Here is a 16432-nt window from a genome sequence, read left to right as displayed (position 1 = left end):
CACGCCCTCACTCGTGCAAAGGCTTGATCAGATCAGGTCCGCTGGCCCGGTTCGAGTTCACGACCGGATCAACGCGATGAAACGTCAGCACATCCTCTGCCCCCGGCTGCATCAGACGAGCAGCGCCCTTTCCCGCTTCTCCCAACCACAATGACCAATGCTCGGGTTCGAGGATCAGGGGCATCCGATGATGGATGGTGCCAAGGTTTTCGTTGGCCGCCGTCGTCACGATGGCACAGGTGCTCTGACGGTTTTCATCCACCCCCCAGTCCTGCCAGATCCCCGCAAAGGCAGTGGGGGCGCCGTCCCTGCGATGGATGTACCAGGGCAAGCGCTTTCCCTCGTCCGTCTTGGTCCATTCGTAGAACCCTGTTGCGACAATCAGACAGCGACGCGACCGGCAGGCATCGCGAAAGGCAGGCTTTTCCGCCAAAGTCTCGGCACGGGCGTTGATCAGCAAAGGCCCGGCGGTTTCCGTCTTGTACCAATGTGGCAAAAACCCCCAGCGCAGCGCATCCAGACGCCGACCTGAGTCACCACCCCGAACCACATGCACCTGATTTGTCGGACAAACATTGAAGTTCGGCACGGTTGGCAACGCGTTCGCCGGGCGCGCGGAAAACAGCTGCGCCATCGCGTCATTGGGAAGAGTTATTGCAAACCGTCCGCACATGGGTAATCAACCGACGATACAATCTTGATACTGGCACAGGATCTTACGGGGTCATATGGATAACCAAATAACGCAATCCCTCAAGAGCAAAGCAATGGCCCTTTTGGATGCGGGCAAGCTGCCACAGGCGCTGAAAAAGGCCCAGCTGGGTATCAAGAAATTCCCAAAGGACGCTGACTACCAAGCCATCGCCGGTTTCGTTTTGACCGAAATGAAGCAGTACAGGAAATCCATTCCGCATTTCATTGAAGCCTCGCGGATGAAGCCCGATGATCCACAATTTGCCGAGAATCTGGCTAACGCCTTGATGCAAACAGGGCAAATCGTGCAGGCATTGACCTACGCAGAGAAAAAGATTGAACGATTTCCAAACAATCGGGAACTCACCAGAGTCATCGACGAAATTCAGCGCCAAGGGGAAAACTGGCGATCCATCATCCAGTTCACAACACACAAACTGGCGTCAGATCCGGACAACGCGGAATTGCTTTCAAAGCGTGCCCGCGCCTTCCAAAGCATCGGTTTTGTCGAAGAAAGCACGCGGGATATCCAACGCGCGTACGAGTTGGCACCAAAGAACACAACGATTGCATTGCAAACGGCCATCAATCTGCATCAGGCCGGTGACAGAGCCCAAGCGATCAAAGTTCTGCAAAACATACTGGAAACCGATCCCCACAACCCGAATGCCCTGTTGCAATCCGCAATATTGACCGCACCGGAAAACGTGCCGCAGATGATCCCTGCGTTGAACGAGGCCATCGCTCAGACAGATCAACCATTGCAAGAGCTCGAGTTTGCCAAAGCACATCTGATCGAAAAAAGCGAAGGCTTGGCCAAGGCGTTGCCGCAATTTGCAAAGGCAAACGCAATCCAACAGAGTATTCTGCCCTACGACCCCGAAATCGAAGAGAACAAAATATCCGATATTCTGAACCTGTTCCCTGAAGGGTCGCCTGGGGTCAGTGCAGAGCAAAACAGTATGCCGGTACCAATTTTTGTTATCGGTCAGCCGCGATCCGGAACCACTTTGATGGAGATGATGCTGAGCTCTGCGCCCGGTATCGCCGGTTGCGGCGAGCTAATGCTGATGACCGACCTTTCCGCCAAGTTTTATTCGTCTGGCACGTCGCTCGATTCAGAAGCCGCGAAGGCGATTGCCCAAAGCTACCTGGACCAGATGCCTGGGATTCCGGCGGATTCAATCGCCTTTGTCGACAAGATGCCGCACAACTATCAAAATGTCGGCTTCATTCTTGCAGCCTTCCCGAATGCCCGGATCATCAACATGTTGCGGGATCCACGCGATGTCGGTTTGTCAAAATGGATCCAGCGGTTCCTAGCAGATGGCATGAACGACACATCCAACCTTGAAGCGATCGCGCATACCGCAAATCTGTATCGCCGTTACATGTCTCATTGGGATAAGCTGTTCGGAAACCGCATTCTGACAATGCCCTATGAAGATCTGGTGGCGGATCCCCTGACCCACAGCCAGCGCGTTGCCGAGTTTTGCGGTATTGAGTGGTGCCAATCCATGGTACATCCCGAAAAGAACACCAGACAGGTGCGAACGGCCAGCGTGGATCAGGTGCGCAACAAGATCTCGACCAAGTCAATCGGACGCTGGCGCGAGGTCGCGGATCAGATCAAACCGATGCTGGATGGCTTTGACCCGGAACTTTGGCCGGAATACGATTTCAGTTGATCCGCAAAAGCAGAAAAGCCGCATCATGGTGACGCGGCTTTTGTTCTTTTCAAAAACAGAGTCACTTCTGCTGGATGCGTCCGTCGACATAAGGCTGGTACGGCGCGTTTTCGGCCAGATATTCCGCGGTTACATCCGCAAGATCCGGACCGAAGTCATAGGCGTTCTTGTCGTCGCCCTCGAACATTGAATACCCATCGCCGCCATTGCGGACGTAGTTGTTGGTTACGGCCAGGTAGGTTTTGTTCGGGTCGATCGGAACGAACCCATCACCCTCAGCGACCATCACATCAATGATACGCCCTTCGTTCGGCGCTACGCTGGGATCCCAGGTAAAGCGCAGGCCTGCCACTTGCGGGAACCGGCCCTTGACCTCTTCCACCTGGCTTACGCCGTTTTCCAGCGCGTCAATAACGGTCTGCCCGGTGATCTCAAAAGTGGACAGCGTGTTCTGGAACGGCAGCACGGTCAGCACTTCGCCCATGGTCACGTCTCCGGGGTCGATAGACGCCCGCAAACCACCCGAGTTCGCGATGGCAATCTGAACGCCCTGATCGGCAACCCGCGCCAGCATCGCATCGGCAACAAGATTGCCCATCTGGCATTCCTGTACGCGACATACAGAGCGATCCCCCTCGATGGCCTCGGCCGCGCTGGCGACAACCTTGTTTCGGATTTCATCCAGAGGCTGAGCAAGTTCCGCGATCCGATCCAATGCGGCCTGATCCTCGGTCACGGTGTTGTCCATGATCAAGGGTTCACCAACCGCTTCGACCACATTGCCGTCATCATCAAACGTGACGTTCAGTTCGCCCAGAAACTTGCCGTAGGCATAGGCTTGAACGATCTGCACACCGTTGACCACCGTCGGATAAGGGCCCACGGCCTTGTCCGATGCATTCGAAAGATAGGTGTTCGAATGGCCGCCAACGATCACGTCGACGCCGCTTGTCTCAGCCGCGACACGCTGATCGACGCCATAGCCCGAATGGCTGAGTACGATGATCTTGTTGACGCCTTCGCCCGTCAGCTTGTCGACCTCGGCCTGAACCGCGGGCACCGGGTCTGAAAAGGTCACGTTGGGACCGGGCGACGCAAGTTCATGCGTATCGATCGGCGTCAGCCCGATCAGGCCAATCTTTTCGCCCCCCACCTCGATCACGGTGGATTTCTTGATGTGGTCAGTCAGAAGTTCTTCGTCGCGAATATCGGCATTGGACATCAGGACCGGGAAATCAACCGAGTCGATAAAGCCACGCAACACTTCCGGGCCGTCGTCAAACTCGTGATTGCCCACGGTCATGGCATCATAGCCCAGCTTGTTCATGAACTCGGCAGCGACCTTGCCCTTGTAGTACGTGTAGAAAAGAGACCCCTGAAACTGATCGCCGCCATCCACCAAAATCGAATTGTCGGCACGTTCACGTGCGTCTTTCACGGCTGTGACCAGGCGCGCCGATCCACCAAAGCACTTCCCTTCGGCATTGTCTTCCGCATCGCATCCGCTGTCGTATTTGTTGACCGGCTCGAAACGAGCATGAAAATCGTTGGTGTGCAAAATTGTCAACTTGTAGTCGGCTGCCGCAACTCCGGCGGTCAGGCTCAGAACCGCGACTGAAGTCAAAATTCGGGTCTGCATTATCGTACTCCCAGTTATTATTTGTGGTGATCGTGCGCGCATGATGGCAGAGAGTCAAAGAAGAAATCCGACTTGATTCCATCTTCCGCGCGGGGCATCAGGTCCGTATGCTGATTTACAAGATTTTCCGAGCCGAAGAGTGGGCCACCTTGCAGGACCAAGGTGCCTCGAACGGTGCTCCGATCGACGTCGCTGACGGGTTCGTCCACTTTTCAACTGCTGAACAAGCAGCTGAAACCGCAGCCAAACATTTTGCCGGTGTCGATGGTCTGGTTTTGCTGGCCTGTGACGCAGATGCGATGGGCGACGACCTGAAATGGGAGGTCTCGCGCGGCGGTGCCCTGTTCCCGCATCTCTATCGCCAGATCCGGATGAGCGATGTTGTCTGGTCACGCCCTCTGCCGTTTGACGGCACCGCGCACCAGTTCCCAAAGGATATGTCATGACATCCTATATTGACCCGGACCGCGACCAGTTCGAGGCCTTCAAGGCATTGGATAGGGACAAGCCGATCGAAATGCTCAACCTGGTGAACTTTCGGGCCAAGGCGCAGTACCCACCCGCGCATGAACTGGCGGATGCAGACCTGACCGGAGCGCAGGCCTATCAGAACTACGGGGCTGAAACCGCTGCGATCATTGAACGTATCGGGGCGCGCATCCTCTGGCGTGGGGTGTTTGAATCTACCCTGATTGGCCCGGCGGACGAGGTGTGGGATGCCGTTTTCATTGCCCGCTATCCGACGGCACATGCATTTTTGGAAATGGTCACCGACCCGGCCTATCAGGCGGCGGTGATCCACCGTCAGGCGGCGGTGGAAACGTCGCGCCTGATCCGATGCGGTTCTGGTGAAGCCGGGGCGACATTCGGATGAAACTGATAGAAAAACTGGGCCTTGCCGCCCTGCACCGCATGGACCCCGAGACCGCCCACGGGATGTCGATCAGGGCGTTGAAGTCAGGGCTTGCTCCTGCACCCGGGCCGGTAACGACGCCGCGCCTGAAAACGGTCGTTGCCGGGCTGACCTTGCCGAACCCGGTTGGGCTGGCCGCCGGGTTCGACAAGAATGGTGAGGTTTTGGCCCCGCTGTCCCGCGCCGGGTTCGGTTTTGTCGAGGTCGGGGCGGTCACGCCGCGCCCGCAACCGGGAAACCCCAAACCCCGCCTGTTTCGCCTGACCGAGGACAAGGCAGCCATCAACCGCTTTGGCTTCAACAATGAAGGCATGGAGGTGATGGCCAAACGGCTGGCAGACCGCCCCAAAGACGCGGTCATCGGCCTGAATCTGGGGGCCAACAAGGACAGCGAAGACCGTGCCGGCGATTTTGTCAAAGTGCTGGCCCATTGTGCCGAACACCTGGGTTTTGCAACCGTCAACGTGTCATCCCCGAATACGGAGAAGCTGCGGGATTTGCAGGGCAAAGCCGCTCTCACCGCGTTGTTGAGCGGTGTGATCGAGACACGTGACGCGCTGCCGCGCCCGCTGCCGATCTTCCTGAAAATCGCTCCGGATCTCACCGAGGCGGAATTGCAGGACATCGCCGAGGTCGCACGCGAAACCGGGGTGGACGCTGTGATCGCCACCAATACCACCTTGTCCCGCGACGGGTTGCGCAGCGCGCAGAAAAACGAAAGTGGTGGTTTGTCGGGCGCCCCGCTGTTTGAAAAGTCGACCCGCGTACTGGCTCGGCTGAGCAAACTGACGGACGGGGATATCCCCCTGATCGGCGTGGGCGGCATCGGCACTGCCGAGCAAGCCTATGCCAAGATCTGTGCCGGGGCATCGGCCGTGCAGTTCTATACCGCAATGGTGTATGGCGGCATTTCCCTGGCGGCCGACATCGCCAAAGGGCTGGATGACTTGCTGGCGCGTGACGGTTTTGACACTGTATCGCAAGCCGTCGGCAGCAAACGAGAGGATTGGCTGTGATCGAATACTGGCACAACCCCCGCTGTTCCAAATCCCGCGCCGGTCTGGCGCTTTTGGAAGAAAACGGTGCACAGGTCTGCGTTCGAAAGTACCTGGAAGACGCGCCGTCAATCGACGAGTTGCGCGCTGCGCAATCCGCCCTTGGTCTGTCGCCGATCGAAATGATGCGCACAGGAGAAAAACGGTTCAAGGAACTGGGTCTGGCCAAAACCTCGCCCGACGAAGATCTGATCCGTGCCATGGCCGAAAACCCGATCCTGATCGAGCGCCCTCTTGCAATTGCCGGAGACAAAGCCGCCATCGGGCGTCCGCCGGAAAACCTGTTGACGTTGCTCTAGGCCACCTGGGCCTCAAGCTTGGGATAGCGCCAGCCCATCGTCACACCACGCGCGATATTGAGAACCATCAGCGCAGCCCACAGGCCGTGGTTGCCGAAGACAGGCACCAGCATGAACAAAGCGACCACATAGATCGCCACCGACTGAATCATCGCGTTTCGCATGGCGCGGGTCCAGGTGGCGCCGATGTAGATACCGTCGAACATCCAGCTTGCCACCCCGATCACCGGGGCGATCGCGGCCCAGAACAGGTATTCGCGCCCGGCTTCACGCACCTGTGGTGAAGTTGACATCAGGTCGATCAGTGCCGGTCCGGCAGCGAAGAAAACCGCCGCCAGTAACAGCGCCCCCCCGACACCCCATTGCGAGGCCATGACAGAGGCGCGACGCACCTGATACCTGTCTCTGGCACCGACTGCGCCTCCGACCAGCGCTTCGGCGGAAAAGGCAAACCCATCAAGCGCAAAGGCGGTGATTTCAAGAAATTGCAGCAAAACTTGATTGGCCGCCAGATTCACGTCACCCAGATCCGAGCCAACAAAAAGGAATGTCGTGAACGATCCGGTCAACAGAACCGATCGCAGCATGATATCACCGTTGACCTGCAACATACGCCGCAGCCGGGCGGCATCGAAAACCCGAGCCCAATCGCGCCAGATTCCATCTGCGAACCCATCCCGGCAAAGCCACAACCCCAAAGCCAATCCGGTCCATTCTGCAATCAGGGTGGCAATGGCAACCCCCTCGACCCCCCAGCCAAGGCCCAAAACGAACCACAGGTCTAGACCGATATTCAACCCGTTCATCCAGACCTGAAGGATGAACACGCCGCGCGTACGTTCGACGGCGATCAGCCAGCCGGTAACGGCATATAACGCGATGGTGGCGGGCGCCCCCCAGATGCGGATTTCCAGATAGGATCGGGTCAGGGCTTCGACTTCGGGGCTTGCCGGGGAAAGCGCGAACGCACCCGCAAACACGGCCACCTGCGCAAGGATAAAGAACAGCCCTGCCGCGCCTCCCAGGATCAGGCCGCGCATCAGCAGCGCCCGGGTTTCGACGGTATCGCCTGCCCCGCGTGCCTGCGCCGCCATCCCGGTCGTGCCCATCCGCAGGAAACCGAAGATCCAATAGACTGTGGACAGGATCACAGCCCCGATGCCGACCGCCCCGATCGGGGCCGCCTCGCCCATCTGACCGACAACGCCCGTATCCACCGCACCCAGTATCGGCACGGTGGCATTCGACAGAACTATGGGCACCGCGATCTTCAGCACCCGCCTGTGCGTGATGGGCGCCGAGGTGTCCTGCACGGTCAGCTCTTATCTCTGGGAGGTTGCGGCATCAGGAAATGTCCGGAAGCCTGCGCAAACAGTTTCGCATGGTTATCCTGCCAGGCTTCGACCCGGACCGAGGCATACCGCCGCCCGGATCTGCTGATGAAGGCCCGTGCATATGCGTCCCGTGGAAGGCCCGAGCGCAGATAGTCGACGGTAAAGTCGATGGTCTTGGGAAAGCGGATATTCGGGTCGGTCACAATCGCCTCTCCGTCGATCTCGCCACTTTCGATACGTGGGAACATATGTTCCCAACTGAGGGTAATGACGGCGGTCACTTCGAGGAATGCCGCGGTTACACCGCCGTGAATCGCAGGCAGAAACGGGTTGCCGATCAACTTGTCGTCGAAGTTCAGAACACCGGTCAGTTCGTCCCCGCGCCGGTCGAAGCTGATATTGAGAAAGCGGATATACGGGACGCCGTCAACCAGCGCTCGCAACGCTGCATCGCGTCGCTGCTTGACCACCTGCATTGGTTCGGGACGAGGTCTTGCCATGTTATTTCCCCTCAACCGTAAAGGACCCCGAGGCCGTGGCCACCGGCAGGTCTTTGTCCTGGTCCATAGCCGTCGCTCGTACAAACGCCACGTTCCGCGTGATGTGATAGCAGACGGCGTGCGCAGTCACCGTCTGACCCGGTGTCGCTGCGCGCATGTAGTCAATGCGCAGATCGATCGTGGCTGTCCCGCCGGGGGCCGAGGGGTGGCTCATCACAGCAGCACCGCAGCATGTGTCGAGAATTGTGGAAATCGCCCCACCGTGAATCACCCCTGTGCGCGGATCCCCGATCAGATCCTCATTGTAGGGCAAAGTGATCTCTGCCTCGCCCTCACCGATCTGCGTGAGCTTGAGGTTCAATGCCCGCGCATGGGGGATCGCCTCAATAAACTGGCGGGCTAAAACTGTCTTGTCGACCATTGGTTTGCGTCCTGTTCTCTGCCCGTCCTTTATGAGCCGCTGTTTCCGCAAAGGGCAAGCCCACCTGTTGCGCTTGGGATCGGGACCGCCTAGGTTGCTGACAAGGAGATCGGGAATGTCCAACAACCGTTTGTCATTCAAAGAGATGTGCGCCGAGTTCGACGTGACCCCGCGCACTCTGCGCTATTACGAATACATCGAACTTTTGCAACCGGACCGTGAAGGTCGGTCCCGGTTTTACGGCCCGCGCGAATGCGCGCGGATGAAGCTGATCATGCGCGGCCGCAAGTTCGGATTTCCCCTGGAAGAGATCCGCCAATGGCTTTTGATCTACGAAGATCAGGGCAATGAGGCGCAAATGGCCACCTTCGTCGAGATGGCGGATCGCCAGATGAACGAGCTTCAGCAGCAGCGCCAGCAACTGGACGAAGCCATGGACGAACTCAAGCGTTTGCGCGACCAGACGGCCAAGTCCTTGGGATAGCCGCCCCCAATCCGAAAAATCGAATTGATCACCCTGAATCTGCGCAAGCAGATGCGCGGTGTTTCCGCAATTGCGACAGCTTTGGCGGGAAATTCCGCATGACGCTACGGAAAGAAAATTGCGTCAGACCGTGCTTACGTGACCGGATGTTACGTCAACTTTGAAATGACGCAGCGTCTGGATTACGTAAACGTCACTCTCGTGTTGTAAAGCGCGTACCAACTGCGCAACTCATATCTCATGACGCCAGTGACGAGAGTATGACGAATGACCGAAGATGTGATGACCATCCGTGAGATGTGCGAGACCTATGATGTCACGCCACGCACCTTGCGGTTCTATGAGGCCAAGGAACTTCTGTTCCCGATCCGTGAAGGCCAGAAACGTCTGTTCACCAAGCGTGATCGGGCGCGGCTCAAACTGATCCTGCGCGGCAAACGATTTGGGTTCAGCCTGGAAGAAATTCGGCAATTGCTGGATTTGTACCATGTCGGCGACCAGCAGGTCACACAGATGACCCGCACCTATGAAATCGCGTGCGAGCGTCTGGAGGACATGGAAGCGCGCCGCGAAGAGCTGACGCAGGCCATCGACGATCTGAAAGAGCAGTTGCGCTGGGGCGAGAAAGTCATCGCCTCGATGAAACAGGAAAAGAAGGCAGCCGAGTAACCTCGACCTGTCATCCGGACATATGAATTAAGGGAGCTTCACATGCCCGTTTACAACGCGCCAACCAAAGACATGCAGTTCATCCTGCACGACGTACTGAATGTCTCGCAGTCGGACATACCCGGCTACAACGAACTGGAAGCCGAGTTTACCGGCGCGGTTCTGGAAGAAGCTGGCAAAGTTGCCACCAATGTTCTGCATCCGCTGAACGTGGTTGGCGACACCGAAGGGTGCCGGTTGGAAAACGGTATTGTGTACACCCCGACCGGGTTCAAGGAAGCCTTCGAGCAGATGAAGGAAGGCGGCTGGACTGGCCTCGACATGCCGGAAGAGTATGGCGGCCAAAACATGCCCTATGTGCTGGGCACTGCTGTGGGTGAGATGTTCTCGGGCTCTAACCAGGCCTTCACCATGTACCAGGGCCTGACGCACGGCGCGGCCTCGGCGATTCTGGCGCACGGAACGGACGAGCAGAAGAACAAGTACCTGCCCAAAATGGTCAGCTGTGAATGGACCGGTACCATGAACCTGACCGAACCGCATTGCGGCACCGATCTGGGCCTGATGCGCACCAAAGCGGAACCGCAGGGCGACGGCAGCTACAAAATCTCGGGCCAGAAGATCTTTATCTCGGCTGGCGATCACGACATGGCCGACAATATCATCCATCTGGTGCTGGCAAAAATCCCCGGCGGCCCCGAGGGCATCAAAGGTGTGTCCCTGTTCATCGTGCCGAAGTTCATCGTGAATGACGACGGCAGCCTGGGGGAACGCAACGGCGTCTCGGTCGGCAAGATCGAAGAAAAGATGGGCATCCACGGCAATTCGACCTGCGTCATGAATTACGACGAGGCCACCGGCTGGCTGCTGGGTGAAGAACACAAAGGCATGCGCGCCATGTTCACCATGATGAACGAAGCGCGTCTGGGTGTGGGCATGCAGGGCGTTTCGCAGGCCGAGGCCGCGTACCAAAACGCATTGGAATACGCCAAGGACCGTCTGCAGGGTCGCGACGTGACCGGTGTGAAAAACCCGGACGGCCCCGCCGATCCGCTGATCGTCCACCCCGATATCCGCCGCAACCTGATGGATCAGAAAAGCTTCACCGAAGGCGCACGCGCGTTCATCCTTTGGGGCGCGACCATGATCGACCAGGCGCACCGGTCGGGTGACAAGGATGCGGACGGGCTGATCTCGCTGCTGACCCCGGTCATCAAGGGCTTCCTGACGGATGAAGGTTACGACATGACCGTTCAGGCGCAGCAAGTCTATGGCGGTCACGGTTACATCGAAGAATGGGGCATGTCGCAATATACCCGCGATGCGCGGATCGCCATGATCTATGAAGGCGCCAACGGCGTACAGGCGTTGGACCTTGTTGGCCGCAAACTGGCGCAGGATGGCGGTAAGCACGTCATGGCCTTCTTCGACATGGTCAAAACCTTCTGCAAGGAAAACTCAGGCCAGAACGAGGCTTATGACAAAGCCTTCATCGAACCGCTGAAGGCTGCGTCCAAGGATCTGCAGGCGGCTGGTATGTATTTCATGCAGGAAGGCATGAAAAATCCGAACAACGCGCTGTCCGGTTCCTATGACTTCATGCACATGTTCGGTCATGTCTGCCTGGGCCTGATGTGGGCCCGTATGGCCAAGGCCGCACAAGAAGCGCTGGACAGTGGCACGTCGGACAAAGAGTTCTACGAGACCAAGATCGACACCGGCCGCTTCTACATGGCCCGCCGTCTGCCCGCCACGGCGTTGCATCTGTCGCGCATTCAAACTGGCGCAGATACGGTCATGGCGCTGGAGGCTGCAAACTTCTGATCTTTCTCCGGTTCCGGGGCCCCGCCCCGGAGCCGGTTTTCGGAGGAGATACAATGCCAAAACGATTTCGCCTGACCCGCCGATTCCCGGTCGCCATGACCGAGGACGGCTATCGAAAGCTCAGGGCTTTTGCCCGTGAGGCAGGATTAGATGAAGGCGAAGCGCTGTCTTTTCTGTTCGAAAATTTCAACAGCGTCATTGATGAAGACAACCTTACCCATCGATTGCGTCTTTTCAATTCCGAGTTGGAGGCGCGCAAGCGCTAGGCACCAGAACCGCCAAGCTAGGATGAAAGATGCACTAAACGCCACGGGAGGGGCGATTGCATGACCATAAAACTGCACTGCTTCGGAGAAAGCGGCAATTCCTACAAGGCCGCTCTGGCGCTGGAAATGTCTGGCCTCGATTGGGAACCGGTCTTTGTCGATTTCTTCAAAGGCGTCACCCGAAGCCCCGAGTTCCGTTCGGAAATCAACGTGATGGGCGAAGCGCCCTTCATGGTCGATGACGATTTCCAAACCTCCCAATCCGGTGCCATTCAGGCCTATGTGACTGAAAAATCAGGCAAGTTCGGAGGCAAAAACCGGGAAGAGAACTATGACATCCTGCGCTGGGTGCTGTGGGACAATCACAAGCTTAGCTCGATGGCGGGCCTGACCCGGTTCCTGATCAACTTTCTGCCCGAACAGCATCGCAACCCGGATGTGATCGCCTTCAACCAGGGCCGCCTGAAGGCCGCTTATCAGGTGCTGAACGCGCATCTGGAAGGCCGTGACTGGATCGTCGGCGACGGCGTGACCAACGCCGATCTCAGCTGCTGCGGCTATCTGTATTACCCCGAACCATTCGGCTTTGACCGTGCCGACTGGCCCAACATCGACGCCTGGCTGACTCGCCTGTCCGAACAGCCCGGCTGGAAACACCCCTATGACCTGATGCCCGGCAACCCGTCGGATCGAGCTTGAGGAGAAGACCCATGACCGAAGCTTATATTTATGACGCCCTGCGCACCCCGCGCGGCAAGGGCCGCAAGGATGGCAGCCTGCACGAGGTAACCTCGGTACGCCTGTCCGCCCTGACCCTGAACGCGATGAAGGAACGCAACAACCTGGAAGGCCACGCCGTCGAGGACGTGATCTGGGGCAACGTCACGCAGGTGATGGAGCAAGGCGGCTGTCTGGCACGTTCGGCGGTTCTGGCCTCGGATCTAGACCAGTCGATCCCCGGCCTGGCGATCAACCGCTTCTGCGCGAGCGGGATGGAAGCCGTGAACCTGGCCGCAAACCAGGTCAAGGGCGGCGCGGGCGACGCTTATATCGCCGGTGGCGTCGAGATGATGGGCCGTGTTCCCATGGGCAGCGACGGGGCGGCGATTGCCGTTGACCCCTCTCTGGCGATGGAGACCTACTTTGTACCGCAGGGCATCTCGGCCGACATCATTGCCACAGAGTACGGGTTCAGCCGCGATGACGCAGACGCTCTGGCGGTTGAATCGCAAAAGCGCGCGGCCGAAGCTTGGGCCGACAACCGGTTCGAAAAGTCGATCATCACGGTCAAAGACCAGAACGGCCTGCCCATTCTGGACCGCGACGAATACATGCGCCCGGGCACCGACATGCAAAGCCTTGGCGCGCTGAACCCGTCCTTCCAGATGATGGGCGAGCAGATGCCCGGCTTCGACAAGGTGGCGATGCTGAAATACCCACATCTTGAGCGGATCAATCACATCCACCATGCGGGCAACAGCTCGGGCATCGTGGATGGGGCTGCGGCCGTGCTGATCGGCAACAAGGAATTCGGCGAGAAATACGGCCTGAAACCGCGCGCCCGCATCAAGGCCACAGCCAAAATCGGTACCGACCCGACCATCATGCTGACCGGCCCAGTTCCAGTGACCGAGAAAATTCTGGCCGACAACGGCATGAAGATCAGCGATCTGGACCTGTTCGAAGTGAACGAAGCCTTCGCCTCGGTCGTACTGCGGTTCCAACAGGCGTTTGATGTCGACCCGGCGTTGGTGAACGTCAACGGCGGGTCAATCGCGATGGGTCACCCGCTGGGCGCAACCGGTGCGATCATCATCGGCACCTTGCTGGATGAACTGGAGCGTCAGGACAAGGAAACCGGTCTGGCCACGCTTTGCATTGCGTCCGGCATGGGTGCGGCAACGATTATCGAGCGGGTCTGATGCCCAAGCTGGATCTCTCTCAGATCCCGTTCAAGGGGGGCTCGTCCTATCCGGGCAAGCTGGCCGAGGCGACCGCTGGTCGTTTCGTGCAGCGCGTCGGGGATGCGGGCGGGTTGACCCAATACGGGGTCAACATCGTGCGGCTGGAGCCTCAGGGCCTCTCGTCGCTGCGCCACTACCATATGGAGCAGGACGAGTTTGCCATCATGCTCAGCGGCAAATGCGTGCTGATCGATGACGATGGTGAGCATGAGATGCTGCCCGGTGACTGCGCCGCTTGGCCCGCTGGTGAGGCCAATGGTCACCACCTTGTGAACAAGACCGATACGCCCGCGACCTTTCTGGTGGTGGGCACACGGACCCCGACCGAGACTGGCTATTACAGCGACATAGACATGATGGTGAAGGATGATGAAAACGGATTCTCTTTCACCCGGAAAGACGGCAGCCCGCTGACGGCTGACCAGATTGGAGATGACAATGACTGATTTCACTCTGACCAAAGACGCGGACGGCGTCGCCTTTGTGACCTGGGACGCCCAGGGAAAATCCATGAACGTGCTGACCCGCGAGGCTTTTCAAGAAGTCAGCCAACTGATTGATCAGGCCCTGAGCGACGACGAGATCAAAGGTGTTGTCATTACCTCGGGCAAGGAAGGCTCGTTTGCCGGCGGAATGGACCTGAACACATTGGCCACTATCCGTCAGGAAGCGGGGGACGAACCTGCGCAGGCGTTGTTTGATTTCGTCATGGGCGGGCATCACATCCTGCGCAAACTGGAATTGGCGGGCATGGACCCCAAGACCAAGAAAGGTGGCAAGCCCATCGCCTGCGCGATCAACGGAACCTGCGCCGGGATCGGGACCGAGATCGCACTGTCATGTCATCACCGCGTCATGACCAGCAATCCAAAGTCCAAGATCGGGCTGCCCGAAATCCTGCTGGGCATCTTCCCCGGCGGCGGCGGCACCATCCGTTACAGCCGCATGGTGGGCGCCATGGCGGCGGCCCCGGTGCTGCTTGAGGGCAAGATGATGGACCCGGCCAAGGCCAAGGGCGCGCAGTTGATCGACGCAGTTGCCGACGATCCGGTTGCCGCTGCCAAGGAATGGGTTCTGAATGCCAAGGACGCCGACCTGGTGAAACCCTGGGACGCGAAGGGATACAAGATGCCCGGTGGTGCGCCCTACCATCCTGCCGGTTTCATGACCTTCGTGGGCGCGAGCGCCATGGTTCATGGGAAAACGCAAGGCGCCTTCCCCGCGGCCAAAGCCCTTCTGAGCGCAATCTATGAAGGCGCGCTGGTCGACTTTGACACCGCTTTGAAAATTGAAGCCCGCTGGTTCACCAACGTTCTGATGAACCCGTCCTCGTCGGCGATGATCCGGTCACTGTTCCTCAACAAGGAAGCGCTTGAAAAAGGCGCGGTCCGTCCAAAAGGTGTGCCCGATCAGCGTGTTAAGAAGATCGGCGTTCTGGGCGCTGGGATGATGGGGGCCGGTATCGCGCTGGTTTCGGCCCAAGCTGGCATGGAAGTCGTTCTGGTCGACCGCGATCAAGAGGCGGCCGACAAAGGCAAAGCTTACACCGAAACCTATCTGGACAAGGGTATCAAGCGCGGCAAGGTCACGGCCGAAAAGAAAGAGGCCATGCTGGCCCGCATCACGTCGACACCGGATCTGGACCATCTGAAAGGGTGTGACCTGATCATCGAAGCCGTGTTTGAAGACATGGGCGTAAAGGCCGAGATGACCAAAAAGGTCGAGGCAATCATCCCCGAGGACTGCATCTTTGCCTCGAACACCTCGACCCTGCCGATCACCGATCTGGCCAAGGCAAGCGTGCGTCCCGACCAATTCATCGGCATCCACTTCTTCTCACCGGTCGAGAAGATGTTGCTGGTCGAGATCATAAAGGGCAAGGAAACCGGTGATCGCGCCGTTGCCAAGGCGCTAGACTACGTGCGCCAGATCCGCAAGACGCCGATCGTGGTCAACGATGCGCGCTTCTTCTACGCCAATCGCTGCATCATTCCGTACATCAACGAAGGCGCACGGATGATCACCGAAGGCGTGAGCCCCGTGCTGATCGACAACGCTGCGCGTCAGTTGGGCTTTCCGGTTGGTCCGATCCAACTGACCGATGAAACCTCGATTGATCTGGGGGCCAAGATCGCTCGGGCGACCAAGGCAGCCATGGGCAATGCCTATCCGGAAAGCCCCTCGGACGATCTAATCTTCTGGATGGAAGAACAGGGCCGCCTGGGCCGCAAGGCGAATGCCGGTTTCTTCGACTATGACGAGAAGGGCAAGCGCGTCGAATACTGGAAGGGCCTGCAAGACAAGTATCCGCTTGCCGATGACCAGCCTGACCTGATCGAAGTGCAGGAACGTCTGATGTTTGCTCAGGTTCTGGAAGCTGTCCGCGCGCTGGAAGAGGGTGTTCTGGAAGACATCCGTGAAGGCGACGTGGGCGCCATTCTGGGCTGGGGCTTTGCGCCGTGGTCCGGTGGTCCGCTCAGCTGGCTCGACATAATCGGTACGCCCTACGCAGCCGAAAGATGTGATCAGCTGGCCGAGAAATATGGCGAACGCTTTGCCTGCCCGCCGCTGCTGCGTGAGATGGCAGAAAAGGGTCAAACCTTCTACGGGCGTTTCAACCCCGAAGCAAAGGCTGCCTGAATCAGTGACGCAGGCGCGTGAGATCACGCGCCTGCATCGTTTT

Annotated in this window: 18 protein-coding genes; 13 read left to right on the top strand and 5 right to left on the bottom strand. The window is 58.4% G+C overall.

Going from position 1 to position 16432, the window contains the following annotated elements; all coding sequences use genetic code 11:
- Positions 1–7: 7 nt before the first annotated feature.
- A complete protein-coding gene (locus I9185_RS00595) occupies positions 8–673 on the bottom strand; it encodes an SOS response-associated peptidase (RefSeq protein ID WP_209547150.1) in 666 nt (221 codons plus the stop codon).
- A 94-nt stretch (positions 674–767) separates the two neighbouring features.
- On the opposite strand from I9185_RS00595, the gene I9185_RS00590 reads away from it, so the two are divergent.
- Positions 768–2381 (top strand): tetratricopeptide repeat-containing sulfotransferase family protein, encoded by a 1614-nt coding sequence (locus I9185_RS00590; RefSeq protein WP_245223376.1) that lies wholly within the window; start codon positions 768–770, stop codon positions 2379–2381.
- Positions 2382–2442: 61 nt separating this feature from the next.
- Here I9185_RS00590 and I9185_RS00585 read toward each other — a convergent pair whose 3' ends face one another.
- Positions 2443–4020: a bifunctional metallophosphatase/5'-nucleotidase gene (locus tag I9185_RS00585; RefSeq protein ID WP_209547144.1), complete on the bottom strand. Its 1578-nt coding sequence runs from the start codon at positions 4018–4020 to the stop codon at positions 2443–2445.
- A gap of 107 nt (positions 4021–4127) precedes the next feature.
- Between I9185_RS00585 and I9185_RS00580 the strand changes: the two genes are divergently transcribed.
- From I9185_RS00580 to arsC, 4 genes are read left to right on the top strand one after another with little or no spacing between them, the layout of a single operon-like run.
- Positions 4128–4466: a DUF952 domain-containing protein gene (locus tag I9185_RS00580; protein ID WP_152457432.1), complete on the top strand. Its 339-nt coding sequence runs from the start codon at positions 4128–4130 to the stop codon at positions 4464–4466.
- Complete coding sequence (locus tag I9185_RS00575; protein WP_209547141.1) at positions 4463–4894, top strand: DUF1330 domain-containing protein; 432 nt, start codon at positions 4463–4465, stop codon at positions 4892–4894. The genes I9185_RS00580 and I9185_RS00575 overlap by 4 nt, the downstream gene beginning before the upstream one ends.
- The gene (locus tag I9185_RS00570) at positions 4891–5949 is read left to right on the top strand and encodes a quinone-dependent dihydroorotate dehydrogenase (RefSeq protein WP_209547137.1); all 1059 of its coding nucleotides are present in this window, start codon (positions 4891–4893) and stop codon (positions 5947–5949) included. Before I9185_RS00575 ends, I9185_RS00570 begins: the two co-directional genes overlap by 4 nt.
- Positions 5946–6287 (top strand): arsenate reductase (glutaredoxin), encoded by a 342-nt coding sequence (gene arsC, locus I9185_RS00565; protein WP_152457429.1) that lies wholly within the window; start codon positions 5946–5948, stop codon positions 6285–6287. Before I9185_RS00570 ends, arsC begins: the two co-directional genes overlap by 4 nt.
- Here arsC and I9185_RS00560 read toward each other — a convergent pair.
- From I9185_RS00560 to I9185_RS00550, 3 genes are read right to left on the bottom strand one after another with little or no spacing between them, the layout of a single operon-like run.
- Positions 6284–7600: an MATE family efflux transporter gene (locus I9185_RS00560; protein WP_209547132.1), complete on the bottom strand. Its 1317-nt coding sequence runs from the start codon at positions 7598–7600 to the stop codon at positions 6284–6286. The two genes, arsC and I9185_RS00560, sit on opposite strands and share 4 nt — an antisense overlap.
- Before the next feature lie 2 nt (positions 7601–7602).
- On the bottom strand, positions 7603–8121 hold the full coding sequence (locus I9185_RS00555) for a PaaI family thioesterase (RefSeq protein ID WP_152457427.1): 519 nt from the start codon (positions 8119–8121) through the stop codon (positions 7603–7605).
- A 1-nt stretch (position 8122) separates the two neighbouring features.
- Complete coding sequence (locus tag I9185_RS00550) at positions 8123–8542, bottom strand: PaaI family thioesterase (RefSeq protein ID WP_171723606.1); 420 nt, start codon at positions 8540–8542, stop codon at positions 8123–8125.
- Positions 8543–8657: 115 nt separating this feature from the next.
- On the opposite strand from I9185_RS00550, the gene I9185_RS00545 reads away from it, so the two are divergent.
- From I9185_RS00545 to I9185_RS00510, 8 genes are all read left to right on the top strand, one after another.
- Entirely contained in the window at positions 8658–9026 is a 369-nt protein-coding gene (locus I9185_RS00545; protein ID WP_152457425.1) for a MerR family DNA-binding transcriptional regulator, read from the top strand.
- Between the two features lie 267 nt (positions 9027–9293).
- Positions 9294–9695, top strand: a complete 402-nt coding sequence (locus I9185_RS00540; protein WP_152457424.1) for a MerR family DNA-binding transcriptional regulator — start codon at positions 9294–9296, stop codon at positions 9693–9695.
- Positions 9696–9737: 42 nt separating this feature from the next.
- Complete coding sequence (locus tag I9185_RS00535; RefSeq protein ID WP_209547128.1) at positions 9738–11519, top strand: acyl-CoA dehydrogenase C-terminal domain-containing protein; 1782 nt, start codon at positions 9738–9740, stop codon at positions 11517–11519.
- 53 nt (positions 11520–11572) lie between these two features.
- On the top strand, positions 11573–11785 hold the full coding sequence (locus I9185_RS00530) for a hypothetical protein (protein ID WP_152457422.1): 213 nt from the start codon (positions 11573–11575) through the stop codon (positions 11783–11785).
- Positions 11786–11845: 60 nt separating this feature from the next.
- The gene (locus I9185_RS00525; RefSeq protein ID WP_209547125.1) at positions 11846–12484 is read left to right on the top strand and encodes a glutathione S-transferase family protein; all 639 of its coding nucleotides are present in this window, start codon (positions 11846–11848) and stop codon (positions 12482–12484) included.
- Between the two features lie 11 nt (positions 12485–12495).
- Entirely contained in the window at positions 12496–13707 is a 1212-nt protein-coding gene (locus tag I9185_RS00520; protein WP_171633703.1) for an acetyl-CoA C-acetyltransferase, read from the top strand.
- Positions 13707–14195, top strand: a complete 489-nt coding sequence (locus I9185_RS00515; protein ID WP_209547121.1) for a cupin domain-containing protein — start codon at positions 13707–13709, stop codon at positions 14193–14195. The genes I9185_RS00520 and I9185_RS00515 overlap by 1 nt, the downstream gene beginning before the upstream one ends.
- Positions 14188–16389 carry a 3-hydroxyacyl-CoA dehydrogenase NAD-binding domain-containing protein gene (locus I9185_RS00510; RefSeq protein ID WP_209547118.1) on the top strand — a complete coding sequence of 734 codons (2202 nt, stop codon included), beginning with the start codon at positions 14188–14190 and terminating at the stop codon, positions 16387–16389. The genes I9185_RS00515 and I9185_RS00510 overlap by 8 nt, the downstream gene beginning before the upstream one ends.
- Positions 16390–16432 lie beyond the last annotated feature (43 nt).

The organism is Ruegeria sp. HKCCSP346 (assembly GCF_017872595.1).
In the GTDB taxonomy this organism is placed as follows: domain Bacteria; phylum Pseudomonadota; class Alphaproteobacteria; order Rhodobacterales; family Rhodobacteraceae; genus Ruegeria.
This window is presented reverse-complemented; position numbering and strand designations above follow the sequence as displayed.